The following is a 24,670-nucleotide window of genomic DNA, read 5'->3' as shown; positions in this document are numbered from 1 at the left end:
TCAAACCTCTTCGTTAGCAGCCATCCATAATCCATAAAGGTTGGCCAGCAAATAGCCTTCTTCACACGGGTTAACTTCCAGTGCGAATTCCTTCAACAACACCTGATGCAATTGTAAAATGGCTGACCAGTGGCTGGATTGCGCCAGCTCTGCCAGCAATTCGTTATCCAGCGGCTCTATTTCTTCACCACGGCGACTGCGCATCAGTGCGCTCGCCATATGTGTCATCGCCATCATTCCTTGCTCGCTGCGCACCGGTAGATGGCACTCTGTTTCCAGTACGTTGACGACCTGCATCATGCCTTTGCAGATGTCCTTATCAATAACGCCTGCCTCACAAAGCAGGTTGAGTCTGGTTTCCATTTCAGATGCCTTTCGTTTAATAACTGGGTTCCTGTTCCCCACTGACTACTCGCTGTTGATGAGCAAGCAGGACGTGTTTATCTACAACCGTACGTAGCAGTTGTTGCATTGGGTAATCATCGGCACGCGTGAGTATCACGGCTTCAGTGGCCTGTAAAAATCGCGGATCGTTCGTCAGCGGCATCGCTTCTAATCCCAGCATGGCCAGTTCGCTCTCCGCTACCACGTTCCAGATCACCGCATCGACATCGCCTTTAACAATGCGTTGTAAACTCTCGTGATAAGAGAGATCGACACGTTCTACATCGCTACTGCCAAAAAAGACATCGGTCATAATTTTCTGATCCGCCGAACGGTTATCCAACCCCACGCGTTTCACCTTTGCAGCCTCTCCTTTACGGCAAATCAACTGATGCTCACCAACGTAGGTATGCGGCCCCAACTCCAGCGCGAGGCATAAGCCTTTTTGCGTGAGATAACTTTCCGCCGCCAGTCGGGAAACCACCGCCATGTCATACACGCCGTTAAGTAAACACTCCACGCGAATATCCGCGCCGCGCATATGCGCATAGTAAAAAGGAATGCCATCAAATTGGGCTTTCAATCCGCTCGCCAGGCCTTCGTACAAACGGGTATAGGGCAAGGGCATCGCACATACCACATTGTTGATATCCACATGACTCAGCAGCGCTTTGTTATCCATTTCCACCAGATAACTGCCATTACGCCCACGGCGTTCTATCCGTATCGCTCCGCTTGATTCCAGCGTTTTCAACGCGGCCTGTGTCAGACCAACCGATGAATGGCATTCAGTTGCCAGTTCATCTATGGTTTTCAGTCGATTACCGCACTTTTCACCTAACAGATAACGAGCCAGAGTCGTGATGACGACGCCTTCTTTTTTGATAAACGTTCGACGCATAGTAAATTTTCAATAAAGTGAATATTTATATCTTCATTAAATTGAAGATAAGTGGCAACTATGAGATATGGAAATGGCGAGGCGCTTCACATTTTTTCGGGTTGTTGCGAAAAGAGGATAAAAAACCGAGTTTCCCCGGTTTCAGAGTGATGATAAAAGCAAAATTACCTGATGCGCTACGCTTATCAGGCCTACATTTCCTTGCAATATGTTGAATGTGCATTACTTTGTAGGCCAGATAAGGCGTTCACGCCGCATCTGGCATGAACAAAGCGCAATTTGCCAGCAATAGTGAATTACGGCTTCGCCACAAAACCAATCGCTTCGTACACCGCTTTCAGCGTACGAGAAGCGTGTGCACTGGCTTTTTCCGCGCCGTCTTTCATCACCTGTTGCAGGAAGGCTTCATCGTTGCGGAAACGGTGATAACGTTCCTGCAATTCAGTCAGCATACCAGAAACGGCATCAGCCACTTCGCCTTTCAGATGACCATACATCTTGCCTTCGAACTGTTTTTCCAGTTCCGGGATACTCTGGCCAGTTACCGCAGAAAGAATATCCAGCAGGTTGGAAACGCCCGCTTTATTCTGCACATCGTAGCGAACTACCGGCGGCTCGTCGGAGTCAGTGACCGCGCGTTTGATTTTCTTCACGACCGATTTCGGATCTTCCAGCAGGCCGATAACGTTATTGCGATTATCGTCAGACTTGGACATCTTCTTGGTCGGCTCCAGCAGCGACATTACGCGCGCGCCGGATTTCGGAATAAACGGTTCCGGCACTTTAAAAATGTCGCCGTACAGCGCGTTAAAACGCTGAGCGATATCGCGGCTCAGTTCCAGGTGCTGTTTCTGGTCTTCACCCACCGGCACCAGATTGGTTTGATACAGTAGAATATCCGCCGCCATCAGCACCGGATAATCAAACAGACCAGCATTGATATTCTCGGCATAACGCGCAGATTTGTCTTTAAACTGGGTCATACGGCTCAGTTCGCCGAAGTAGGTATAGCAGTTCAGTGCCCAGCCTAACTGCGCATGTTCCGGCACGTGGGACTGAACAAAAATGGTGCTTTTCTCAGGATCGATACCACAAGCCAGATACAACGCCAGCGTATCCAGTGTTGCTTTACGCAGCTTCTGTGCATCCTGGCGCACGGTGATCGCATGTTGGTCAACGATACAGTAAATGCAATGGTAGTCATCCTGCATGTTTACCCACTGACGCAGCGCACCCATGTAGTTACCAATGGTCAATTCACCTGAGGGCTGTGCGCCACTAAAAACGATGGGCTTAGTCATTTTTCGATTCCTGATTTTCGCTATGCGGAAGCCCTAATGCGGGCAGAAGGTCATTTATAGACTGATAAATTACATCAGGCTGGCTAAGATCGATAGCCTCGCCGTAGTTATATCCATAGGTTAAACCAACAGAAGGGCAACCAGCTGCTTTTGCTGCCTGAATATCATTGCGTGAGTCGCCAACAAACAGCATCTGTTGTGGGGCAATGCCCATCCGCTCAGCCACCAGTAACAGTGGGTCCGGATGCGGTTTTTTGTTTTGCACATCATCGCCGCCAATGACCACGCTAAAGTATTTTGCGATATCTAAGGCTTCGAGCAGTGGCGCGACGAACGGCGTCGGTTTGTTGGTGACCAGACCTAGCGGCAGGCCTTTTGCCTGCAATGCGCCAAGCGTATCGGCAACGTGCGGGAACAAAAACGTCCCCTCTTCGGCAACCTCGCCATAGTAGCGATCGAACAGTTTACGCAGAATACGTACCTGTTCTTCTGCCGGAATGTCGTCATCAACGGGCGGTTTACCCATTGTTTTACGCAGAGTCGCACGTTCCTGACGCGCCCAGGTCAATGCTCGCTCCATCAGAACATCTGCGCCATTACCAATCCAGGTAATAACACGCTCTTCACCTGCGACGGGCAACTCCAGCGCATACAGCGCCATATCTACCGCAGCAGCCAGACCAGGAGCACTGTCCACCAGCGTACCATCGAGATCAAAAGCGACGCCGCGAATATCTTCAAACTTATTCATGACTTACCTTTGCCAGTTCACTGCGCATTTCATCAATGACCTTTTTGTAGTCTGGCTGATCGAAAATGGCCGAACCAGCGACGAACATATCGGCACCTGCCGCAGCGATTTCGCCAATGTTGTTCACCTTCACGCCGCCGTCCACTTCCAGTCGAATGTCGAAGCCAGACTCGTCGATACGACGACGTACTTCGCGCAGTTTATCCAGTGTTTGAGGAATGAAAGACTGACCGCCGAAACCAGGGTTGACGGACATCAGCAGGATCACATCCAGCTTATCCATCACGTAATCCAGATAGCTCAGCGGTGTCGCCGGGTTAAATACCAGCCCCGCTTTACAGCCATTTTCTTTAATCAGTTGCAGCGTGCGGTCAACATGCTCGGAGGCTTCTGGATGAAAGGTTATGATGCTGGCACCAGCGGCAGCGAAATCTGGCACAATGCGATCGACCGGTTTCACCATCAGATGCACATCAATAGGGGCAGTAATGCCATAATTACGCAGAGATTTCAGCACCATTGGCCCAATCGTCAGATTGGGAACATAGTGGTTATCCATGACGTCAAAATGCACGACATCAGCGCCAGCTGCCAGGGCTTTTGCGGTATCTTCACCCAGGCGGGCAAAATCAGCCGACAGAATTGAGGGGGCAATCAAATACTGTTTCATCCGCTTCTCCTTGAGAATTATTTTTTCGCGGGTGAAACGACTCCTGGTTTGTACAAAGCCAGCAGTTCGTCCACCTTTTTACGTGTGCCGCCGTTGCTGCTTATACTGCGTCGAACTTTGACGACATGCAATTTTGCGCGCTGATACCACTCACGCGTTAACATCGTATCGTGATTGGAGATCAGCACTGGAATATGGCGCTCAACCAGACCTTCGGCGATCTCCGCCAGATGCGCTTGTTGTTCAAGCGTAAAACTGTTTGTGTGATACGCCGTAAAGTTGGCGGTCGCAGACAGCGGCGCATAAGGCGGATCGCAATAGACGACGGATGCATCATCTGCGCGCGCCATGCTATCGGCGTAAGACTCACAATAGAAAAAGGCATTCTGCGCTTTTTCAGCGAAGTGATACAACTCTGCTTCCGGGAAATAGGGTTTTTTGTAGCGGCCAAACGGCACGTTAAACTCACCGCGCAGATTGTAACGACACAGGCCGTTGTAACCGTAGCGGTTCAAATATAAAAACAGTACCGCCCGACGGAACGGATCCTGGCTTTTGTTGAACTCTTCGCGGAACTGATAGTAAACCTCGGCGCAATTTGTTTCGGGAACAAACAGCTCGCGTGCGGCCTGTACGTACTCATCAGTACGCATCTTCACAATGTTATAGAGACTGATCAGGTCGCTATTGATATCGGCAAGGATATAACGAGAAAAGTCGGTGTTGAGAAACACCGACCCGGCACCTACAAAAGGCTCAACCAGACATTCGCCCTTGGGCAAATGCCGTTTAATATCATCAAGCAGGGGATACTTGCCCCCTGCCCACTTCAAAAAAGCGCGATTTTTCTTCATGCTGACTAACTAATTACACCTTCTCCGGCTGTGGAGAAAGCTCCGACAGCATCCAGCGCTTCAGGCAACTCCCGCGATGATAAACCATTGCGGGAGATAACCTTGATTACTTCAGATCGGCCTGTACCTGACGCAGCGGTTTCGCCCACGGGTTTTTGGCCTGGACATCTGCTGGCAATGTAGATACCGCTTTTTTCGCCTCTTCTTTCGAAGCGTACACGCCAGAAACCAGGACATACCACGGCTGACCATTACGCGTCGTTTCATAGACAACGTAGTTTTTCAGATTCTCTTTCTTCGCCCAACCGTTCAGGTTGTCGTAGTTAGAGGAACTGCTCAGCTGCAAAGTGTAATGGCTGGACGGTGCCGATTTCAACGAACCAACATTACCTGCGGTCTTCCCTCCAGCGGCTGGTGTTGCCGTGGTTTGCGCCGGGGATGCCGTCTGTACTGGAGCCGTAGTTGCGGTCTCTTTTGGTGCTGACGTAGAGGTCGCAGCCGGTGCCTTCGTGCTCGCCACAGGAGCAGCTGGTTCAGTACGCTTCGGCGTCTGTGCTACCGGCTTCGGTTCCGTTTTCACGGTTGCTTGCGGTTTTTTCGGTTCAATCACCGCCTGCTGGCGAGCTGGACGCGTAGTGGCCGGACGTTCAGCGGTTTGCGTTTTCGCCGTGTCACGCGATGCATTGCCATTGCGAACAGGCGCGACCGTCGCGGGTTCAGTCGGCAACGTGGAATTGACCGCCACATTATTCAACTGTTGCTGATTTTGTGGCTGGGTCAGCGCATTGTTCAGGTCACCCTGCACTTCAACACGTTGTTGACCATCCGTTGCCGCCGGGGTTTGCCCTTGAGTCGGCGTAGAAGAGATCGGCGGCAGAGAAACATCCTGCTGAGTATTTTCCGCAGACGTGGTTCCCGGCGCTGGCTGCACGCCATTCGCCTGATCGGTCGCATTGCCAGCAAGATCAATACTCTTCTCGCCAGACGCGGTTTGATCGCTGGAAGAGGTCGAGGGGGCTTTTAGCGCAGAACCGATACCGATGATCAACAGCAGGAGAACCAGAATGCCGACGCCCATCATCATATACTGACGAGAAGCGGGTTTACTGGCTGCTTTTTTGCGCTTACGCGGACGACGCTCTACGCGCTCTTCATCCACGGTTTCATCTTCGGATTCGTCAATTTCTTCTTCGATTTCCGGTTCCTCATTGCGCTCTTTTTGCGCACGAGTCGGACGGCGATCGTCAGTGTCATCAAGTTCAATATCATCAAAATTGATCTGCGGTTCGCCACGTTCAGTACGCTCAGAACGTTCAGAAGATTGACGAGAACGACCAGTACGACGATCGCTGGGATCGGGTTTCAGCTCGTCTTCTGGTTTGAATTCATCCATTTAACACCCCACTAAAAGGTTAATGCTTACCACGTTGCAATTAACCTGAAGCTAATAGACCGCTTGATAAGCGGCCTGACCTTTCTTGTTGTTACGCTGATTGACAATCGGCAATGGCATTAAGAACAAGCTCGTGCGAAACGCCGCTGCGAACTTCACTCTTACCAATTGCCAACGGAAGAATTAAGCGCATCTCTCCCGCAAGGACTTTCTTGTCACGCAGCATATGCGGTAAATACGCCTGCGCGGACATTTCGCGCGGCCCATTGACCGGTAACCCAGCCCGCGTGAGCAGGGTTATAATACGCTGCGTTTCGGCAGAACTAAACTGCCCGAGACGTTCCGACGTCCGCGCCGCCATCACCATACCCGCAGCAACCGCTTCACCGTGTAACCAATTGCCATACCCCATTTCAGCTTCAATGGCATGACCAAAGGTGTGTCCCAGATTCAGTAAAGCACGTAACCCGGTTTCGCGCTCGTCGGCGGCGACAACTTCTGCCTTCAGTTCACAACAACGGCGAATACAGTACGCCATTGCCGGACCGTCCAGACGCAACAACGCATCCAGATTCTCTTCCAGCCAGTTAAAAAACGCACCGTCAAGAATAATGCCGTATTTGATGACTTCTGCCAGCCCCGACGCTAACTCACGCGGGGGAAGCGTTTTCAGACAGTCGAGATCCACTACCACTGAAGCTGGCTGGTAGAACGCGCCAATCATGTTTTTACCGAGGGGATGGTTGACCGCAGTTTTGCCGCCAACGGAGGAATCGACCTGCGACAGTAACGTCGTCGGGACTTGAATGAAACGTACACCACGCTGATAACTCGCCGCCGCGAAGCCGGTCAGATCGCCCACTACGCCGCCGCCAAGCGCCACCAGCGTAGTATCGCGACCATGCGGCTTTTGTAACAACGCCGTAAAAACGGTATCGAGTACAGCCAGGCTTTTATACTGCTCGCCGTCAGGGAGGATAACGCTATCGACGTTAACACCCGCCTGTTCAAGTACGCCGCGGACCTTATCGAGATACAGAGGAGCCAGGGTTTCGTTGGTGACCAACATAACCTGCTCGCCCGATTTCAGCGGTAAGAATGAAGCTGGTTCATTAAACAAACCAGATGCGATGGTAATTGGGTAACTACGTTCCCCGAGAGTAACGACAATCCTCTCCATAACGCGACATCCACCTTAATTACTGTACCCGCAGACGAGTGTATATAAAGCCAGAATTAGTTGCTTTCCAGCATGTGAATAATCTGGTTTGCGACCACTTTAGCGCTTTGATCATCAGTACGAATGGTCACGTCGGCAATCTCTTCATACAGCGGATTGCGTTCATTGGCCAACGCTTCCAGAACTTCACGCGGCGGTGTTTCAACGTGCAGCAACGGGCGTTTTTTATCACGCTGCGTGCGTGCAAGTTGCTTTTCGATGGTCGTTTCAAGATAAACGACAACGCCACGAGCGGAAAGACGGTTACGCGTTTCGCGGGATTTCACAGAGCCGCCGCCAGTAGCCAGCACAATACCCTGTTTCTCGGTCAACTCATTGATGACCTTTTCTTCGCGATCGCGGAAGCCTTCTTCGCCTTCTAAATCGAAAACCCAGCCCACATCAGCTCCGGTTCGTTTCTCAATCTCTTGATCGGAATCGTAAAATTCCATATTGAGTTGTTGAGCTAACTGGCGCCCAATAGTGCTTTTTCCGGCACCCATAGGCCCAACCAGAAAGATATTGCGTTTCTCTGCCATTTTTTCGGTACTACTAAGACTATTCGTTAATGATAAACCCGCTTCGCTCAGAGAGCGCCGCAGGACATGAACTGAAACCTCATAAGATATTGCGAGAGTCAGACTGAAAATTATCTCAATACTCCAGCGGGTTTGGCAACTGAATAAATCACCCATCCCTCTGCATATCTGGTCGCTGCAAGCGCGCTGCCTTGCTACCACCGCTCTGGCGATAAATCACCGGGTAAGATTAGCGTAAAAAAGACAGCAAAATGCCGCCTGAATGATAAATCATCATCATGGAACGCAGGCAGCGAAGAGCACCAACTCTCAAATCGGTACTCCTTGTATGCTAAATACCTGCGCGCGTCAAATAGATGAAACACGTTCAGCGTAAAAACATTACCGCTTTTACGGCTGTTTACTCACTGGAAACCAGTCGTGGCGTGATAAACACCACTAACTCGCGTCGTTCATCTTCTTTTCCGTCATGACGAAATAATTGCCCGAACCAGGGAATGTCGCCAAGCAACGGTACGCTATCCTGACCCGATTTATTTTTACGGGTAAAAATGCCACCCAGCGCCAACGTTTCTCCGCTTTTGACCTCGACCTGCGTTTCGATCTCCTGCTTATCAATCGCCAGCACTTCGCCATCGGCCTGCTGTAGCACCTGCCCCGGAACGTTCTGGCTGATGTGTAATTTCAGCCGGATGCGACCTTTTTGTAACACCGTGGGCGTAACTTCCATCCCCAGGACGGCCTCTTTAAATTCCACCGACGTCGCGCCACTTTCCCCGCTGGAAACCTGATATGGAATTTCGCTCCCTTGTTTAATGCTGGCAGGCTGAAGATGTGAGGCCAGCAGACGCGGGCTGGCGATAATATCCAGCTGCTGTTTTTGTTCGAGCGCGGAAAGCTCAAGATCCAGTAAACGTCCGTTGATGCGTCCAATGTTAAAACCGACATGCGTTGTCGCCGTCGCTACGGAGAGGTCGCTGCCAAGCGTGGTGACTTGCCCAACGCCACCAGTTTGTTGCGCATCAGCCAACGTCCATTTCACGCCTAACTCACGCAAACTTTTTTCATTAATGGTGACAATATGCGCCGACAGCTCAACCTGCCCGACCGGCAGATCCATTTGCGCTACCCACTGTTCAAGCGCGCTTAACGCCGCTTTGTTATCTCGCAGCAAAAGGCGATTGGTGCGTTTATCGACGGTCATACTCCCTTTGGCACTCAGTAGCTTCTCCCCCGCTTTCGCCAGTTCTCCCGCGTCGGCGTATTGCAGGGTTATACTGCGATTTTCCAGCGGCAGATTTGCCTGCGCCCGCGCCTGCTCCGCCTCCTGACGGGCGATATTGTCATTCTGCCAGGCAACGGAATGCACCGAGAGAATGTTGCCCTCCTGACGCGTTATCAGTCCGGCGCTTTTCACTACAGTTTGTAGTACTTGCTTCCAGGGAACATCTGTTAGATGTAACGACACCGTACCGCTGACGTCTGGCGACACCACCAGGTTCAACTTCTCCTGTTCAGCCAGCGCCTGCAACACCTGAGCTACCGGAACGTCATCCACCATCAGCGTCACTTTTTGCGGCTTTGCCGCCTGTACGCCGGGTATCAGCATCAACAGTAGTGCGGCTATCCATTGCTTCATTTGTATCTCCTTGCCGTTGCCACAACCATTGTGGCGGTTCGCAGTTTGTCCCGGTTCCCAGCGTTAGTGCGTCTGGCGTTAGCTGTAAGATCGTCCAGCCGTTTTCCAGCACATCGTTTTGCTGCACCCGTCGCCATTTTTTTTGCCCATCTTTTATTACACCGATGATGCGCTCGCCTCGCCCTACCATCCCCTGATAGCGCCACTGGCTAAGTTCGCTAATCCGGCATAGATCTTCCGGCGGTTTAAAAGGGTCACGCATACCGGTTAAAAGGCACAATGCAATGCCTGCTAACAACCAGCGTTTAACCCTCATGCGGCGTCTCCAGTTGTAGCGTGAACAAAAGGTCATCACCTTCCACGCTTAACGAAAAACGGCTCACGCTGACGTTGCGCTCTGCCAGCCGTGTAAATGCCGACGGCACTGCTTCCCACAGCGTTTTCAACGCCAACTCACCTCCCTGCGCGGATGGATGCCAGTAAACCAGTTGCGCGCCGGATAACTGAAAATCCAGTGGCGAAAAGGGCTGCGTTTTTTCCTCGCTGAAGGGAGTGGTGTTTACCTGGCGATACAGTGCGGTCCACTGCTGGTAATGACTTGCCCGTAGTCGAATTAATGCGTCGCTCTCTTCCTGGTGTGTCGATGACAGAAAAATGAGCGTAACTAACATCATCAACCAGAATGCCCAGCAAAGCTGGCGGAGGCGGGGTGATGTGGCGAACCACCAGTCAAAGAGCATGTCCATCGCTAACCTTCCTTGTTAACTGATACTCAAATTGCCAGCGTCCCTGCGCATCCTGCTGCGTGGCCCCCCGCTGATTGAGATGAAAAGAAGCATCCTGGCGGAGTGACGTTTCCAGCGCGTTTAACGCGGTAATGCTTGTTGTTAGCCCCTTGATCTCCAGCGTTCCCTGCTGCCAGCTTATCGTTGTCAGCCAGGCGTGCTCGGGTAAAAGCGCCGCCAGTGCTTCCAGCGCAGATTGCCAGTCACGGGTAAATTGTCGCTGGCGCTGCCTTTGCAAACGCTGCTCACGAATTTGTTGGCGCTCCAGCAAACGTGGTTTCGTTATTTGTAAGCTGTGGGCGAGTTGTTGTTCCGCCTGAAGCAAAACGGCATCTACGCGAGCTTCGGCGTTGCTTGTCAGACGCAATATTAGCGTTATCCCGACGGTCAGCAGCAGAGGCGCAACGAACATCAGCAACCAGAAACGAAGAAAAGCGGTCCGGCGTTGCTGTCGCCAGGGCAAAAAATTAATTGGCGGGTTCATCAGTACGCCTTCCCTAGCGCCAGCCCCAGCGCGATGGCAAAGTCTCCACCTGGCGGCGGTAGCGGCGGCTGACGAACAGAAACCGCCTCCCACGGGTCAAATCCGCCTTCGCCACATAGCGCGACGCTTTCGGGATCAACGGATAACGCTGCCGCCAGCTCCTTCGCGCTAGTCATCCCCACCGCCAGTTTGCGCCCCCAGCTATAGCGCGTCGCCCACAGCCACTGTTCGTTATCACGCCAGGCCAGACATTGCTGATGAGAAGGTAAAAAAGGCAGGAATCGCTGTAATGCACTGGCATCCGGGGTGATCGCACTAACATGAACACGCAACCTTTCTGCCAAAGTAAGCAGCGTTGCCAGCTCTTTGCTTTGCGCGGCAGTCACGTTATAGGCGGGACTGAGTGAGTCTTCGCTGTAATCGAAGCGCAGGGAGTCCGGATCCATATCCAGCTCGCGGGCCATCGTCCCGGACAGCCAGGCCGTTTGCTCCCGCTCACCAAGGGACATCGACGGGCGCGGAAATGACCGCTGTAATGTGCGACTGGCGGGAAACGCCAACATAATGTGATGACGCTGCGGCAGTTCGCGACTCCACGGTAACAACGTTTTAGCCAGCCGCTGTGCATCGACAATCCGCCCATCTTTGATTATGTCGTTCGCCAGCGGCAACCGCCACCAGCGTTGCAAAAAGCATTCTTTTGCGCCCCGCACGATCGCAACCGCCACCGCTTCTTGCTGTTGTAAATGCAAACCAATTTGCCAGATCTTAAATGCCATTGTGATGATCTCCTTATCACCCGTCACTCTGACGGGTATATCAATGCGTCTGGCTTGCCTTTATACTACCGCGCGTTTGTTTATAAACTGCCCAAATGAAACTAAATGGGAAATTTCCAGTGAAGTTCGTAAAGTATTTTTTGATCCTTGCAGTCTGTTGCATTCTGCTGGGAGCAGGCTCGATTTATGGCCTATACCGCTACATCGAGCCACAACTGCCGGATGTGGCGACATTAAAAGATGTTCGCCTGCAAATTCCGATGCAGATTTACAGCGCCGATGGCGAGCTGATTGCTCAATACGGTGAGAAACGTCGTATTCCGGTTACGTTGGATCAAATCCCGCCGGAGATGGTGAAAGCCTTTATCGCGACGGAAGACAGCCGCTTCTACGAGCATCACGGCGTTGACCCGGTGGGGATCTTCCGTGCGGCAAGTGTGGCGCTGTTCTCCGGCCACGCGTCACAAGGGGCGAGTACCATTACCCAGCAGCTGGCGAGAAACTTCTTCCTCAGTCCAGAACGCACGCTGATGCGTAAGATTAAGGAAGTCTTCCTCGCGATTCGCATTGAACAGTTGCTGACGAAAGACGAGATCCTCGAGCTTTATCTGAACAAGATTTACCTCGGTTACCGCGCCTATGGTGTCGGTGCTGCGGCACAAGTCTATTTCGGTAAAACGGTCGACCAACTGACGCTGAACGAAATGGCGGTGATAGCCGGGCTGCCGAAAGCGCCTTCCACCTTTAATCCGCTCTACTCAATGGATCGTGCCGTCGCGCGGCGTAACGTCGTACTGTCGCGGATGCTGGATGAAGGGTATATCACCCAACAACAGTTCGATCAGACACGCACTGAGGCGATTAACGCTAACTATCACGCGCCGGAGATTGCTTTCTCTGCGCCGTACCTGAGCGAAATGGTGCGCCAGGAGATGTATAACCGTTATGGCGAAAGTGCCTATGAAGACGGTTATCGCATTTACACCACCATCACCCGCAAAGTACAGCAGGCCGCACAGCAGGCAGTACGTAATAACGTGCTGGACTACGACATGCGCCACGGCTATCGCGGCCCGGCAAATGTGCTGTGGAAAGTGGGCGAATCGGCGTGGGATAACAACAAGATTACCGATACGCTGAAGGCGCTGCCGACCTATGGTCCGCTGCTGCCTGCCGCAGTCACCAGCGCCAATCCTCAGGAAGCGACGGCGATGCTGGCGGACGGGTCGACCGTCGCATTGAGTATGGAAGGCGTTCGCTGGGCGCGTCCTTACCGTTCGGATACTCAGCAGGGACCGACGCCGCGTAAAGTGACCGATGTTCTGCAAACGGGTCAGCAAATCTGGGTTCGTCAGGTTGGCGATACATGGTGGCTGGCACAAGTGCCGGAAGTGAACTCGGCGCTGGTGTCGATCAATCCGCAAAACGGTGCCGTTATGGCGCTGGTCGGTGGCTTTGATTTCAATCAGAGCAAGTTTAACCGCGCCACCCAGGCACTGCGTCAGGTAGGTTCCAACATCAAACCGTTCCTCTACACCGCGGCGATGGATAAAGGTCTGACGCTGGCAAGTATGTTGAACGATGTGCCAATTTCCCGCTGGGATGCAGGTGCCGGTTCTGACTGGCAGCCGAAGAACTCACCACCACAGTATGCCGGTCCAATTCGCTTACGTCAGGGACTGGGCCAGTCGAAAAACGTGGTGATGGTACGCGCAATGCGGGCGATGGGCGTCGACTACGCTGCAGAATATCTGCAACGCTTCGGCTTCCCGGCGCAAAACATTGTCCACACCGAATCGCTGGCGCTGGGTTCAGCGTCCTTCACCCCAATGCAGGTGGCGCGCGGCTACGCGGTAATGGCGAACGGCGGCTTCCTGGTGGACCCGTGGTTTATCAGCAAAATTGAAAACGATCAGGGCGGCGTGATTTTCGAAGCGAAACCGAAAGTAGCCTGCCCGGAATGCGATATTCCGGTGATTTACGGTGATACGCAGAAATCGAACGTGCTGGAAAATAACGATGTTGAAGATGTCGCTATCTCCCGCGAGCAGCAGAATGCTTCTGTACCAATGCCGCAGCTGGAGCAGGCGAATCAGGCGTTAGTCGCGAAGACTGGCGCGCAGGAGTACGCACCGCACGTCATCAACACTCCGCTGGCATTCCTGATTAAGAGCGCCCTGAACACCAATATTTTTGGTGAGCCAGGCTGGCAGGGTACCGGCTGGCGAGCAGGTCGTGATTTACAACGGCATGATATCGGCGGAAAAACGGGTACCACTAACAGTTCGAAAGATGCGTGGTTCTCGGGTTACGGTCCGGGCGTTGTGACCTCGGTTTGGATTGGCTTTGATGATCACCGCCGTAATCTCGGTCATACAACGGCTTCCGGAGCGATTAAAGATCAGATCTCAGGTTACGAAGGCGGTGCCAAGAGTGCCCAGCCTGCATGGGACGCTTATATGAAAGCCGTTCTTGAAGGCGTGCCGGAACAGCCGCTGACGCCGCCGCCGGGTATTGTGACGGTGAATATCGATCGCAGCACCGGGCAGTTAGCTAATGGTGGCAACAGCCGCGAAGAGTATTTCATCGAAGGTACACAGCCGACACAACAGGCGGTGCACGAGGTGGGAACGACCATTATCGATAATGGCGAGGCACAGGAATTGTTCTGATTAAAAAGGCGCTTCGGCGCCTTTTTCTGTTTGCTGACAAAGTGTCACTTTATTTATACCGGATACGGCGTGAACACGTTATCCGTCTGAAAATATCGATAAAAATCAATATATTGCAGGAGCCGCGCAGGCCTGATAAGCATTGTGCATCAGGCAAACTTCACGCATTTACACTCGCCCCTGCTCCTTCAACCACTCGCGCACGAGGAACAGTGCGCTGACATTACGTGCTTCGTTGAAGTCAGGATCTTCCAGCAAATCCATCATATGCGCCAGCGGCCAGCGCACCTGTGGTAGCGGCTCTGGCTCATCGCCTTCCAGCGATTCCGGGTAGAGATCTTGCGCTACTACGATATTCATTTTGCTGGAAAAGTAAGACGGTGCCATGCTGAGCTTCTTCAAAAAAGTCAGATCGTTCGCACCAAATCCAACCTCTTCTTTTAGCTCGCGGTTAGCGGCTTCGTAGACGCTTTCACCCGGATCAATTAATCCTTTCGAAAAACCTAATTCGTAGGATTCCGTTCCCACTGCGTATTCGCGGATCAGGATCAGGTGATCGTCCACAATCGGCACAATCATCACCGCTTCCCGGTTGGTTGGACGCATTCGTTCATAAACACGCCGCACGCCATTGCTGAACTCCAGATCCACGCTTTCGACGGTAAACAGTCGTGAACGGGCTACAGTTTCAACATTCAGAATGGTGGGTTTTTGTAATGATTTGCTCATCGTGGGATCTATGCTGTGAAATCAGCGGTTATTGTGCGATATCGGACACGCTTTCGGCAATGTGAATTGCATGTTATTTACATTTATGTAACTTATTAAATAATCATCCTCAAATCAAATTAAAAGTCAATAGGTTGAAATAACTCCAGGAATTTGCTGATATTCCGCCTTCAGAGGGTTTGCTATGATCAGCGGTTACTGTGATGTGCTTAATGATGCTCAAGTTAAACTCCACGCTTGCCGATAGCCAACCGCAGAATCATGTATTGTGTCCGGTGCGACTGACCACGCCTGACAGACTAAGTAAGATGGGGAAAGCATGAGCACCATTGTGATTTTTTTAGCTGCTTTGCTGGCCTGCTCACTACTTGCGGGATGGCTGATAAAAGTGCGATCCAGACGGCGTCAGCTGCCCTGGACCAACGCCTTCGCGGATGCGCAAACGCGTAAACTCACACCTGAAGAACGTAGCGCCGTTGAAAATTATCTTGAGAGCCTGACGCAGGTATTACAGGTGCCGGGCCCAACGGGAGCCAGCGCGGCACCGATCTCTCTGGCGCTGAATGCCGAAAGCAACAACGTCATGATGCTGACACACGCTATCACGCGTTACGGCATCTCTACCGACGATCCGAATAAATGGCGTTACTACCTCGATTCGGTAGAAGTCCACCTGCCCCCTTTCTGGGAGCAGTACATCAACGATGAGAATAGCGTTGAACTGATTCATACCGATTCGCTGCCGCTGGTTATTTCACTCAACGGTCATACGCTGCAGGAGTACATGCAGGAAACTCGCGGCTATGCCTTGCAACCTGTTCCGTCAACACAGGCGTCTATTCGCGGGGAAGAGAGTGAGCAAATCGAGCTACTCAATATTCGCAAAGAAACGCACGAAGAGTATGCGCTAAGTCGTCCGCGCGGGCTGCGCGAAGCGTTGCTGATTGTCGCCTCCTTCCTGATGTTCTTTTTCTGCCTGATTACCCCGGATGTATTTGTTCCGTGGCTGGCAGGCGGCGCGTTACTGCTGCTGGGCGCAGGACTGTGGGGGCTATTCGCGCCCCCGGCAAAATCCTCCCTGCGGGAAATTCATTGTCTGCGCGGTACACCCCGTCGTTGGGGATTGTTTGGCGAAAACGATCAGGAACAGATCAACAATATTTCACTCGGTATTATCGACCTGGTCTATCCCGCACACTGGCAGCCCTACATTGCTCAGGATCTCGGCCAACAAACCGATATCGATATCTATCTCGACCGCCACGTAGTGCGTCAGGGGCGATATCTTTCGCTGCATGATGAAGTAAAAAACTTTCCGTTACAGCACTGGCTGCGCAGTACGATTATCGCTGCGGGCTCGCTACTGGTGCTGTTTATGCTGTTATTCTGGATCCCGCTGGATATGCCGCTGAAATTCACCCTCTCGTGGATGAAAGGCGCGCAAACCATTGAAGCCACCAGCGTGAAACAACTGGCTGACGCTGGCGTGCGGGTTGGCGATACATTGCGTATTAGCGGTACGGGGATGTGTAATATTCGCACTTCCGGTACCTGGAGCGCGAAAACCAATTCACCTTTTTTACCGTTTGACTGCTCGCAGATCATATGGAATGACGCCCGCTCATTGCCATTACCAGAATCTGAACTGGTCAACAAAGCGACGGCATTGACCGAAGCAGTTAATCGCCAGCTGCACCCTAAACCGGAAGATGAATCTCGCGTCAGCGCCTCATTACGTTCAGCAATTCAAAAATCCGGCATGGTATTGCTTGATGATTTTGGCGATATCGTACTGAAGACAGCGGATCTTTGTTCTGCCAAAGATGACTGTGTGCGACTGAAAAATGCGCTGGTCAATCTCGGCAACAGTAAAGACTGGGACGCGCTGGTTAAACGCGCTAACGCCGGGAAACTCGATGGCGTGAATGTGTTATTACGCCCAGTGAGTGCGGAATCGCTGGATAACCTGGTGGCGACCTCCACCGCACCGTTCATCACGCATGAAACAGCCCGAGCGGCACAGTCACTTAACAGTCCGGCCCCCGGCGGATTCCTGATTGTCAGCGACGAAGGCAGCGATTTTGTTGATCAACCCTGGCCTTCAACATCACTTTACGACTACCCGCCGCAAGAACAGTGGAACGCTTTCCAGAAACTGGCGCAAATGTTAATGCATACGCCGTTTAACGCCGAAGGCATCGTCACAAAAATCTTCACCGACGCCAATGGTACGCAGCATATAGGCCTTCATCCGATCCCGGATCGTTCCGGCCTGTGGCGCTATCTCAGCACCACACTTTTGCTACTGACGATGCTGGGCAGCACCATCTATAATGGCGTACAGGCATGGCGTCGTTACCAGCGTCATCGCACTCGCATGATAGAGATTCAGGCCTATTATGAAAGCTGCTTGAATCCGCAACTGATCACGCCTTCAGAAAGCCTTATCGAATAACACGTTTGCGCGGCAGGTTATGCTACCCTGTCGCGCAAATTGCTTCACTCTGGAGATTTCTCTCATGCATATCAACATTGCCTGGCAGGAGGTAGATACCGTTCTGCTGGATATGGACGGTACGTTGCTCGACCTCGCCTTCGATAACTATTTCTGGCAAAAGCTGGTGCCTGAAACATGGGGGGCGAAAAACGGGGTCACACCACAGGAAGCGATGGACTATATGCGCCAGCAATATCACGACGTGCAGCATACGCTAAACTGGTACTGTCTTGATTACTGGAGTGAGCAACTGGGTCTGGATATCTGTGCGATGACCACCGAGATGGGACCGCGTGCCGTACTGCGTGAAGATACCATTCCGTTTCTTGAGGCACTGAAAGCCAGTGGTAAGCAACGAATTTTGCTCACCAATGCTCATCCGCATAACCTGGCGGTAAAACTTGAGCATACCGGTCTGGACGCACACCTTGATTTATTACTTTCCACCCACACATTTGGTTATCCGAAAGAGGATCAGCGGTTATGGCATGCGGTGGCCGAAGCTACGGGTCTGAAAGCTGAAAGAACGCTGTTTATTGATGACAGCGAAGCGATTCTCGATGCTGCCGCACAATTTGGTATTCGTTACTGCCTCGGCGTGACTAATCCTGACTCCGGGATTGCCGAGAAACAGTATCAGCACCATCCGTCACTGAATGACTACCGCCGCCTGATCCCCTCGCTAATGTGAAGGAGACGCCATGAAAGAAAAACCTGCTGTTGAGGTTCGACTGGATAAATGGCTATGGGCCGCCCGTTTTTATAAAACCCGCGCGCTGGCCCGCGAAATGATCGAAGGCGGTAAGGTGCACTACAACGGGCAGCGCAGCAAGCCAAGCAAAATCGTCGAGCTGAATGCCACGCTCACTCTGCGCCAGGGAAATGACGAACGAACGGTGATTGTAAAGGCGATTACTGAACAGCGTCGCCCCGCCAGCGAGGCAGTCTTGCTGTATGAAGAGACTGCAGAAAGTGTAGAGAAACGCGAAAAAATGGCGCTGGCACGTAAACTTAATGCCTTAACCATGCCGCACCCGGACCGACGCCCGGACAAAAAAGAGCGCCGCGACCTGTTACGATTTAAACACGGCGACAGTGAATAACTGTCACCTGCAAGAGAGATGATTATGCCGCAACATGACCAATTACATCGCTATCTGTTTGAAAACTTTGCCGTACGCGGCGAACTGGTAACCGTTTCGGAAACCCTGCAACAGATCCTTGAGAATCACGATTATCCGCAGCCCGTTAAAAACGTGCTGGCAGAACTGCTGGTTGCGACCAGCCTGTTAACCGCTACGCTGAAGTTTGATGGTGATATCACCGTACAACTGCAAGGCGACGGCCCGATGAGTCTGGCGGTCATCAACGGAAACAACAAACAGCAGATGCGTGGCGTCGCGCGCGTACAGGGCGAAATTCCGGAAAATGCCGACCTGAAAACGCTGGTCGGCAATGGTTACGTGGTGATCACGATCACCCCGAGCGAAGGTGAACGCTATCAGGGCGTGGTTGGTCTGGAAGGTGATACCCTGGCGGCCTGCCTGGAAGATTACTTTATGCGTTCTGAACAGCTGCCGACGCGCCTGTTTATTCGCACCGGCGACGTAGACGGCAAACCGGCTGCAGGCGGTATGTTGTTGCAGGTAATGCCTGCGCAAAATGCCCAGCAGGACGACTTTGACCACCTGGCAACGCTAACCGAAACCATCAAAACCGAAGAACTGCTGACCTTACCGGCAAACGAAGTGTTGTGGCGTTTGTATCACGAAGAAGAGGTGACGGTTTACGATCCGCAGGATGTGGAGTTCAAATGCACCTGTTCGCGTGAACGTTGCGCCGACGCGCTAAAAACGCTGCCGGATGAAGAAGTCGATAGCATTCTGGCGGAAGAAGGCGAAATTGACATGCATTGTGATTACTGCGGTAACCACTATCTGTTCAATGCGATGGATATTGCTGAAATCCGCAACAACGCGTCTCCGGCAGATCCGCAAGTTCATTAATGAGTATGTCCGGCAGAGAGTGCTCTGCCGGATTTTACGACGTAATGGCCTGATGCGCTGCGCTTACCAGGCCTACGCAATAATTCACAAGTTATTGTTGGTAAGATAAAGCGTCGTATCCGATAAAAGCATTGTCATTTGCTTAAGTTTATTTCCAGCGTTTCACCATCTACCGTCAGATCGCGCCACGCTTTCGGCCTCGTCCCCAGCTTTCCATCCTTCGCAGCTGTGAGTAATTTTTCTTTCGTTATTTCGTTCGGAAGTATACTCATATCAAGCGCGTCCCATTCTTTTCTGGCCGGGTCAAAGCCATAGACAATGACTCTGTCATCATTAAAAGCAAACAGGATCCGCTCCGCCTGACCATCACTATTCAGATCTTGCTCGACCAGTACGCAGGCGTGTTTTTCAATACAGGTCATCACGTTATAGCGATCCTGGATTAAGGCCGACCAGAATGCCGTATCCGGTTTGCCAGAGCCTGGGGCAATTAACACATTTTCGGCTAATACTTTTTCCGATACCTGTTCCTGAAGATGTTGCTCTCCATCTAACGTCATCAGCAGATCCCGTGCGCGTTTCGGGTCTTTCATATACTCGGCATCGCTTTTCAGCGACTCAAGCGCCGCACGTCCATAGCGACCGTTCTGTTCGAGCATGTAGAGACTTACCTGATCTGGCGTGTTCTTGCCGCTCTGATAACGTGCCATATGACTGTTCGCACTAATGCGCATACTATCCAGCACCGGCGAATTAAGAAGCACCAGTATTACCAACACCAATAACGAAACCGCAAGGTTCACTTTGCCCTGAAGAACAAGAGGGGTTTGCCCTTTACGCCAGACGATACTGACAAAATACCCCAGCGACCATACCAGTAACACCAGCACCGCCAGCGCGCCCTGCAAGCGGTCGACAGTCCAGCCGTACTGAGCGACCCGCAGCCATAACGCCCAGGCGGCGACGAACACATACAGCGGAGCAGCCAGCAGAGCGGTTTTAATCAGGCAACGCAACGGCCCCGTCCAGGGAAGTGACGCTTTTTGCGGATCGCGGACAATAGCCATTAAAATCAATTGCAAAAAGGCCAGCGTCAACAGCAACCCGGCGGCGGAGATGTGGCGAGAAATCGCGCTCAGGCCCGTAAACGGCAGGGTGATGATAAACATCAGGGTTAGCAATGATACTAACGGCAGCAACCCCGTGGCGATTAACGTGAACAACTTTTGAATAGAGTCGATTAAACGTGACTGTGTACGCGCGAGGATCACCGCCAGTGCGGTAACCAGACCTAACGTGAGATAAATAAACCAGTCGGTTGAAAAAAAGAGCGTTTTGAAAAACGTGATGCCAACAAGTTTAAACAACTCGCCCCACAGTAAAAGTACCAGCCACGTCAGGCCATTGGCGAGAAAAATCACCAGTAATATAAGTACGTTATGCCATACTGACTGGTAAAAATAGCGATAGCGGCTACTGTCATTGCGGATGCGAAGGCTTTGTTGTATCCACGGTAGCAACAACATTGCCATCAGCAGCAGATAGCAACCAAAATCCCAAAGCGCCTTTTCAGCTATCCAGGGGTTCATGCCATCAGTTTGCCACTTCAGCCAGCCGCTCATTCCCAGCGTGGCAATAAACACCAGCGCCAGCCATCCCCAAAGGCGCTTCTGTTTAAAGGAGATCACGGAGAAGAGTAAAACGGATGAAAACGCGACGGTCGCAGGCACGCCATAAACAATCCAACTGAGATTTTTTCCGGCAAGCCAGGCGATCAGCAGGTAACAAACCAGTCCCTGAAGTAATCCGGTAGCAATCATTCCCCAGCGTGTTGCGGGTGAAAGTTCAACGTTATCCATGTTAGTTATCCAGAATCAAAAGGTGGATTAATTATCGCATCCGGGCCGTAGTATTTTGCTTTTTTCAGAAAATAATCAAAAAAAGTTAGCGTGGTGAATCGATACTTTACTGATTGAATTTGCATCAATTTCATTCAGGAATGCGATTCCACTCACAATATTCCCGCCATATAAACCAAGATTTAACCTTTTAAGAACATTTTCCACACCTAAAATGCTATTTCTGCGATAATAGCAACCGTTTCGTGACAGGAATCACGGAGTTTTTTGTCAAATATGAATTTCTCCAGATACGTAAATCTATGAGCCTTGTCGCGGTTAACACCCCCAAAAAGACTTTACTATTCAGGCAATACATATTGGCTAAGGAGCAGTGAAATGCGCGTTAACAATGGTTTGACCCCGCAAGAACTCGAGGCTTATGGTATCAGTGACGTACATGATATCGTTTACAACCCAAGCTACGACCTGCTGTATCAGGAAGAGCTCGATCCGAGCCTGACAGGTTATGAGCGCGGGGTGTTAACTAATCTGGGTGCCGTTGCCGTCGATACCGGTATATTCACCGGTCGCTCACCAAAAGATAAATATATCGTCCGTGACGATACCACTCGCGATACCTTCTGGTGGGCTGATAAAGGCAAAGGTAAGAACGACAACAAACCTCTCTCTCCGGAAACCTGGCAGCATCTGAAGGGCCTGGTGACCAAACAGCTTTCCGGTAAACGTCTGTTCGTTGTCGACGCTTTCTGTGGTGCGAACCCAGACACGCGTCTTTCCGTCCGTTTCATCACCGAAGTGGCCTGGCAGGCGCATTTTGTCAAAAACATGTTTATTCGCCCGAGCGATGAAGAGCTGGCTGGTTTTAAACCTGACTTTATCGTTATGAACGGCGCAAAATGCACTAACCCGCAGTGGAAAGAACAGGGTCTGAACTCCGAAAACTTCGTGGCGTTTAACCTGACCGAGCGCATGCAGCTGATTGGTGGCACCTGGTACGGCGGCGAAATGAAGAAAGGGATGTTCTCAATGATGAACTACCTGCTGCCGCTGAAAGGCATCGCTTCTATGCACTGCTCCGCCAACGTTGGCGAGAAAGGCGATGTTGCGGTGTTCTTTGGTCTTTCCGGCACCGGTAAAACCACCCTTTCCACCGACCCGAAACGTCGCCTGATTGGCGATGACGAGCACGGCTGGGATGACGATGGCGTGTTTAACTTCGAAGGCGGCTGCTACGCGAAAACCATCAAGCTGTCGAAAGAAGCGGAACCTGAAATCTACAACGCTATCCGTCGCGATGCGCTGCTGGAAAACGTCACCGTACGTGAAGATGGCACTATCGATTTTGACGATGGTTCAAAAACCGAGAACACCCGCGTTTCTTATCCGATCTATCACATCGATAACATCGTTAAACCGGTTTCCAAAGCGGGCCACGCAACTAAAGTTATCTTCCTGACCGCAGACGCCTTTGGTGTGCTGCCGCCGGTTTCTCGCCTGACTGCCGATCAAACTCAGTACCACTTCCTCTCTGGCTTCACCGCCAAACTGGCCGGTACTGAACGTGGCATCACCGAACCGACGCCAACCTTCTCCGCTTGCTTCGGCGCGGCGTTCCTGTCGCTGCACCCAACTCAGTACGCAGAAGTGCTGGTGAAACGTATGCAAGCGGCGGGTGCGCAGGCATATCTGGTTAACACTGGCTGGAACGGTACTGGCAAACGTATCTCCATTAAAGATACCCGCGCCATTATCGACGCTATCCTCAACGGTTCGCTGGATAACGCAGAAACCTTCACTCTGCCGATGTTTAACCTGGCGATCCCGACTGAACTGCCGGGCGTAGACACTAAGATCCTCGATCCGCGTAACACCTACGCTTCTCCGGAACAGTGGCAGGAAAAAGCTGAAACGCTGGCGAAACTGTTTATCGACAACTTCGATAAATACACCGACACCCCTGCGGGTGCCGCGCTGGTAGCGGCTGGTCCAAAACTGTAATCCGATAAGTTAAGCGACGAAATCCCCCGTTTCACCAGATACGGGGGATTTTTTATTTTCTGTCAGAATTAAACGGGACAAACAGATAATCCAGCGAGTGGCGTGTTTCACGAAAAAACGTATCCAGTTCAGGCTGCGCTTTTATCGCGCTGGTGGGAATGAAAATATCGCAAAACGCTTTCGTCGCTTCTCTGGGCCAACTCTTCGGTAAATGCAGAAAAAGCCACAAATAATCTTCTTCATACTCAATGCTATAAAAATCTTCCCAGCGAAGTATGCCCTGCTGATGAGATTCATAAAAAACAATCCCCTCGAAATAAAACGCATAACGCACGGGTTTCGTAAAAGTAACTTGCTTTGTTTTTGACTTAAAATCGTTAATTCTTCTGCTGATTAACAGGAACATTGATAAGAGGAGTGGCAACATTAATAGAAGAATTAACGTACTGATTGCGTTGAGTTTAAAGTCATGAGAAGGTTTCAACCATTGTGGGATCATGGGCAATATAGCCAATAAGCCAGCGGTACCAATTCCCCATTTAACCCCTTTAAAACGCTTTTTAATGTAACAGGTATAATGCTTAACGGCAGCGTTGAAGGTGGTTGAGGTGTAGTGGATTTGCACTGTACCGAGGTAATGTGCGGTTTGTGGATCAAAGGGGCAAGGGGGGCTATTCATTCTACTCGCCAGGAGCGCTCACAGGCGCTTACGTCATCATTAATATATGCATTCAGGTAATCATTAAGATCTTTATAACGTGATTCCCCATTGCAGTCATAAACCCAGACCTCTGGCTCAACGGTACTATCTAGCCAAAGGAGAAAAACCATCTCATAACTGTAATCACTACCGGCAAAAAGTGACAGGCGATGAGAACGAAATAGTCCCAAGGCATGGTTATCCCAATTATCACTTGAAGCTACAGCATTCATTTTGATTTCATCAAGAAACGTATCTTCTATGTGTTCCTGCCAAAGCGTTTCCATGTCACTTATACTTAGCCAGCTTCCATGTGTAGCGCTTAACCAACGTCCACAATGTGCAAAACGCGCCTGCAACATAGGGCTGGCCTTCTGCCAGACACCGTTTTTCAATGTCGGGATCCGGCTATCAAACGCAGTGCTTGCAGGTTCAGGAACAACATTGAATGGGCCATCAAATGCTAACCTATTATTTATCGCTTGCTGAATATGTTCCCTGATCATA

At 51.4% G+C, this 24,670-nt stretch carries 24 protein-coding genes; 6 read left to right on the top strand and 18 right to left on the bottom strand.

The features are described from left to right. From BGE37_RS17975 to hofM, 14 genes are all read right to left on the bottom strand, one after another. Positions 1-363 carry a hypothetical protein gene (locus BGE37_RS17975; RefSeq protein ID WP_002432776.1) on the bottom strand — a complete coding sequence of 121 codons (363 nt, stop codon included), beginning with the start codon at positions 361-363 and terminating at the stop codon, positions 1-3. A 16-nt stretch (positions 364-379) separates the two neighbouring features. Beyond that, the gene (gene yhfZ / locus BGE37_RS17970) at positions 380-1,285 is read right to left on the bottom strand and encodes a GntR family transcriptional regulator YhfZ (protein ID WP_001254792.1); all 906 of its coding nucleotides are present in this window, start codon (positions 1,283-1,285) and stop codon (positions 380-382) included. Positions 1,286-1,581: 296 nt separating this feature from the next. Beyond that, positions 1,582-2,586 carry a tryptophan--tRNA ligase gene (gene trpS / locus BGE37_RS17960; protein WP_000165543.1) on the bottom strand — a complete coding sequence of 335 codons (1,005 nt, stop codon included), beginning with the start codon at positions 2,584-2,586 and terminating at the stop codon, positions 1,582-1,584. After that, positions 2,579-3,337: a phosphoglycolate phosphatase gene (gene gph / locus BGE37_RS17955; RefSeq protein WP_001031720.1), complete on the bottom strand. Its 759-nt coding sequence runs from the start codon at positions 3,335-3,337 to the stop codon at positions 2,579-2,581. Before gph ends, trpS begins: the two co-directional genes overlap by 8 nt. Further along, the gene (gene rpe, locus BGE37_RS17950; RefSeq protein WP_000816280.1) at positions 3,330-4,007 is read right to left on the bottom strand and encodes a ribulose-phosphate 3-epimerase; all 678 of its coding nucleotides are present in this window, start codon (positions 4,005-4,007) and stop codon (positions 3,330-3,332) included. The genes gph and rpe overlap by 8 nt, the downstream gene beginning before the upstream one ends. Positions 4,008-4,024: 17 nt before the next feature. Continuing rightward, positions 4,025-4,861, bottom strand: coding sequence for an adenine-specific DNA-methyltransferase (gene dam, locus BGE37_RS17945; RefSeq protein WP_000742143.1), 837 nt, complete (start codon positions 4,859-4,861; stop codon positions 4,025-4,027). A gap of 106 nt (positions 4,862-4,967) precedes the next feature. Further along, a complete protein-coding gene (gene damX, locus BGE37_RS17940) occupies positions 4,968-6,254 on the bottom strand; it encodes a cell division protein DamX (RefSeq protein ID WP_032303912.1) in 1,287 nt (428 codons plus the stop codon). A gap of 91 nt (positions 6,255-6,345) precedes the next feature. Further along, positions 6,346-7,434: a 3-dehydroquinate synthase gene (gene aroB, locus BGE37_RS17935; protein WP_000439850.1), complete on the bottom strand. Its 1,089-nt coding sequence runs from the start codon at positions 7,432-7,434 to the stop codon at positions 6,346-6,348. 56 nt (positions 7,435-7,490) lie between these two features. Beyond that, on the bottom strand, positions 7,491-8,012 hold the full coding sequence (aroK, locus tag BGE37_RS17930) for a shikimate kinase AroK (RefSeq protein ID WP_000818618.1): 522 nt from the start codon (positions 8,010-8,012) through the stop codon (positions 7,491-7,493). Between the two features lie 400 nt (positions 8,013-8,412). Beyond that, a complete protein-coding gene (gene hofQ / locus BGE37_RS17925) occupies positions 8,413-9,651 on the bottom strand; it encodes a DNA uptake porin HofQ (protein WP_072001002.1) in 1,239 nt (412 codons plus the stop codon). Continuing rightward, positions 9,563-9,967, bottom strand: coding sequence for a DNA utilization protein HofP (gene hofP / locus BGE37_RS17920; protein WP_001264139.1), 405 nt, complete (start codon positions 9,965-9,967; stop codon positions 9,563-9,565). Before hofP ends, hofQ begins: the two co-directional genes overlap by 89 nt. After that, complete coding sequence (gene hofO, locus BGE37_RS17915) at positions 9,957-10,397, bottom strand: DNA utilization protein HofO (RefSeq protein WP_032303915.1); 441 nt, start codon at positions 10,395-10,397, stop codon at positions 9,957-9,959. Before hofO ends, hofP begins: the two co-directional genes overlap by 11 nt. After that, the gene (hofN, locus tag BGE37_RS17910; protein ID WP_039020609.1) at positions 10,381-10,920 is read right to left on the bottom strand and encodes a DNA utilization protein HofN; all 540 of its coding nucleotides are present in this window, start codon (positions 10,918-10,920) and stop codon (positions 10,381-10,383) included. Before hofN ends, hofO begins: the two co-directional genes overlap by 17 nt. Next, entirely contained in the window at positions 10,920-11,699 is a 780-nt protein-coding gene (hofM, locus tag BGE37_RS17905; RefSeq protein WP_001354999.1) for a DNA utilization protein HofM, read from the bottom strand. Before hofM ends, hofN begins: the two co-directional genes overlap by 1 nt. A 119-nt stretch (positions 11,700-11,818) precedes the next feature. Here hofM and mrcA point away from each other — a divergent pair, with 119 nt between their 5' ends. Beyond that, positions 11,819-14,371, top strand: a complete 2,553-nt coding sequence (gene mrcA / locus BGE37_RS17900) for a peptidoglycan glycosyltransferase/peptidoglycan DD-transpeptidase MrcA (RefSeq protein WP_105288286.1) — start codon at positions 11,819-11,821, stop codon at positions 14,369-14,371. Positions 14,372-14,539: 168 nt separating this feature from the next. Here the strand turns inward: mrcA and nudE are convergent, their stop codons facing one another. Then, positions 14,540-15,100 (bottom strand): ADP compounds hydrolase NudE, encoded by a 561-nt coding sequence (nudE, locus tag BGE37_RS17895; protein WP_000045742.1) that lies wholly within the window; start codon positions 15,098-15,100, stop codon positions 14,540-14,542. A gap of 319 nt (positions 15,101-15,419) precedes the next feature. On the opposite strand from nudE, the gene igaA reads away from it, so the two are divergent. From igaA to hslO, 4 genes are all read left to right on the top strand, one after another. Then, complete coding sequence (igaA, locus tag BGE37_RS17890) at positions 15,420-17,555, top strand: intracellular growth attenuator protein IgaA (RefSeq protein WP_105288285.1); 2,136 nt, start codon at positions 15,420-15,422, stop codon at positions 17,553-17,555. A 64-nt stretch (positions 17,556-17,619) separates the two neighbouring features. Beyond that, a complete protein-coding gene (gene yrfG, locus BGE37_RS17885; protein WP_105288284.1) occupies positions 17,620-18,288 on the top strand; it encodes a GMP/IMP nucleotidase in 669 nt (222 codons plus the stop codon). Between the two features lie 10 nt (positions 18,289-18,298). After that, the gene (hslR, locus tag BGE37_RS17880) at positions 18,299-18,700 is read left to right on the top strand and encodes a ribosome-associated heat shock protein Hsp15 (protein ID WP_000660487.1); all 402 of its coding nucleotides are present in this window, start codon (positions 18,299-18,301) and stop codon (positions 18,698-18,700) included. Positions 18,701-18,724: 24 nt separating this feature from the next. Then, the gene (gene hslO / locus BGE37_RS17875) at positions 18,725-19,603 is read left to right on the top strand and encodes an Hsp33 family molecular chaperone HslO (RefSeq protein WP_024218688.1); all 879 of its coding nucleotides are present in this window, start codon (positions 18,725-18,727) and stop codon (positions 19,601-19,603) included. A 134-nt stretch (positions 19,604-19,737) separates the two neighbouring features. Here the strand turns inward: hslO and BGE37_RS17870 are convergent, their stop codons facing one another. Next, positions 19,738-21,462 carry a DUF4153 domain-containing protein gene (locus BGE37_RS17870; protein WP_105288283.1) on the bottom strand — a complete coding sequence of 575 codons (1,725 nt, stop codon included), beginning with the start codon at positions 21,460-21,462 and terminating at the stop codon, positions 19,738-19,740. A gap of 378 nt (positions 21,463-21,840) precedes the next feature. On the opposite strand from BGE37_RS17870, the gene pckA reads away from it, so the two are divergent. Then, complete coding sequence (pckA, locus tag BGE37_RS17860) at positions 21,841-23,463, top strand: phosphoenolpyruvate carboxykinase (ATP) (protein WP_001298201.1); 1,623 nt, start codon at positions 21,841-21,843, stop codon at positions 23,461-23,463. Positions 23,464-23,515: 52 nt separating this feature from the next. Here pckA and BGE37_RS17855 read toward each other — a convergent pair whose 3' ends face one another. Both BGE37_RS17855 and BGE37_RS17850 read right to left on the bottom strand, forming a co-directional pair. Further along, positions 23,516-24,088, bottom strand: coding sequence for a hypothetical protein (locus BGE37_RS17855; protein ID WP_241956675.1), 573 nt, complete (start codon positions 24,086-24,088; stop codon positions 23,516-23,518). A 50-nt stretch (positions 24,089-24,138) separates the two neighbouring features. Continuing rightward, positions 24,139-24,669 (bottom strand): hypothetical protein, encoded by a 531-nt coding sequence (locus BGE37_RS17850; protein ID WP_000617565.1) that lies wholly within the window; start codon positions 24,667-24,669, stop codon positions 24,139-24,141. Position 24,670 lies beyond the last annotated feature (1 nt).

It is taken from the genome of Escherichia sp. MOD1-EC6300 (genome assembly GCF_002965045.1).
GTDB classification, from domain to species: domain Bacteria; phylum Pseudomonadota; class Gammaproteobacteria; order Enterobacterales; family Enterobacteriaceae; genus Escherichia; species Escherichia coli_F.
This window is presented reverse-complemented; position numbering and strand designations above follow the sequence as displayed.

Excerpts from the sequence above, each read along its gene's own strand:
- BGE37_RS17975 (WP_002432776.1), bottom strand. The coding sequence starts at position 363 with ATGGAAACCAGACTCAACCTGCTTTGTGAGGCAGGCGTTATTGATAAG.
- yhfZ (WP_001254792.1), bottom strand. The coding sequence starts at position 1,285 with ATGCGTCGAACGTTTATCAAAAAAGAAGGCGTCGTCATCACGACTCTG.
- trpS (WP_000165543.1), bottom strand. The coding sequence starts at position 2,586 with ATGACTAAGCCCATCGTTTTTAGTGGCGCACAGCCCTCAGGTGAATTG.
- gph (WP_001031720.1), bottom strand. The coding sequence starts at position 3,337 with ATGAATAAGTTTGAAGATATTCGCGGCGTCGCTTTTGATCTCGATGGT.
- rpe (WP_000816280.1), bottom strand. The coding sequence starts at position 4,007 with ATGAAACAGTATTTGATTGCCCCCTCAATTCTGTCGGCTGATTTTGCC.
- dam (WP_000742143.1), bottom strand. The coding sequence starts at position 4,861 with ATGAAGAAAAATCGCGCTTTTTTGAAGTGGGCAGGGGGCAAGTATCCC.
- damX (WP_032303912.1), bottom strand. The coding sequence starts at position 6,254 with ATGGATGAATTCAAACCAGAAGACGAGCTGAAACCCGATCCCAGCGAT.
- aroB (WP_000439850.1), bottom strand. The coding sequence starts at position 7,434 with ATGGAGAGGATTGTCGTTACTCTCGGGGAACGTAGTTACCCAATTACC.
- aroK (WP_000818618.1), bottom strand. The coding sequence starts at position 8,012 with ATGGCAGAGAAACGCAATATCTTTCTGGTTGGGCCTATGGGTGCCGGA.
- hofQ (WP_072001002.1), bottom strand. The coding sequence starts at position 9,651 with ATGAAGCAATGGATAGCCGCACTACTGTTGATGCTGATACCCGGCGTA.
- hofP (WP_001264139.1), bottom strand. The coding sequence starts at position 9,967 with ATGAGGGTTAAACGCTGGTTGTTAGCAGGCATTGCATTGTGCCTTTTA.
- hofO (WP_032303915.1), bottom strand. The coding sequence starts at position 10,397 with ATGGACATGCTCTTTGACTGGTGGTTCGCCACATCACCCCGCCTCCGC.
- hofN (WP_039020609.1), bottom strand. The coding sequence starts at position 10,920 with ATGAACCCGCCAATTAATTTTTTGCCCTGGCGACAGCAACGCCGGACC.
- hofM (WP_001354999.1), bottom strand. The coding sequence starts at position 11,699 with ATGGCATTTAAGATCTGGCAAATTGGTTTGCATTTACAACAGCAAGAA.
- nudE (WP_000045742.1), bottom strand. The coding sequence starts at position 15,100 with ATGAGCAAATCATTACAAAAACCCACCATTCTGAATGTTGAAACTGTA.
- igaA (WP_105288285.1), top strand. The coding sequence starts at position 15,420 with ATGAGCACCATTGTGATTTTTTTAGCTGCTTTGCTGGCCTGCTCACTA.
- yrfG (WP_105288284.1), top strand. The coding sequence starts at position 17,620 with ATGCATATCAACATTGCCTGGCAGGAGGTAGATACCGTTCTGCTGGAT.
- hslR (WP_000660487.1), top strand. The coding sequence starts at position 18,299 with ATGAAAGAAAAACCTGCTGTTGAGGTTCGACTGGATAAATGGCTATGG.
- hslO (WP_024218688.1), top strand. The coding sequence starts at position 18,725 with ATGCCGCAACATGACCAATTACATCGCTATCTGTTTGAAAACTTTGCC.
- BGE37_RS17870 (WP_105288283.1), bottom strand. The coding sequence starts at position 21,462 with ATGGATAACGTTGAACTTTCACCCGCAACACGCTGGGGAATGATTGCT.
- pckA (WP_001298201.1), top strand. The coding sequence starts at position 21,841 with ATGCGCGTTAACAATGGTTTGACCCCGCAAGAACTCGAGGCTTATGGT.
- BGE37_RS17850 (WP_000617565.1), bottom strand. The coding sequence starts at position 24,669 with ATGATCAGGGAACATATTCAGCAAGCGATAAATAATAGGTTAGCATTT.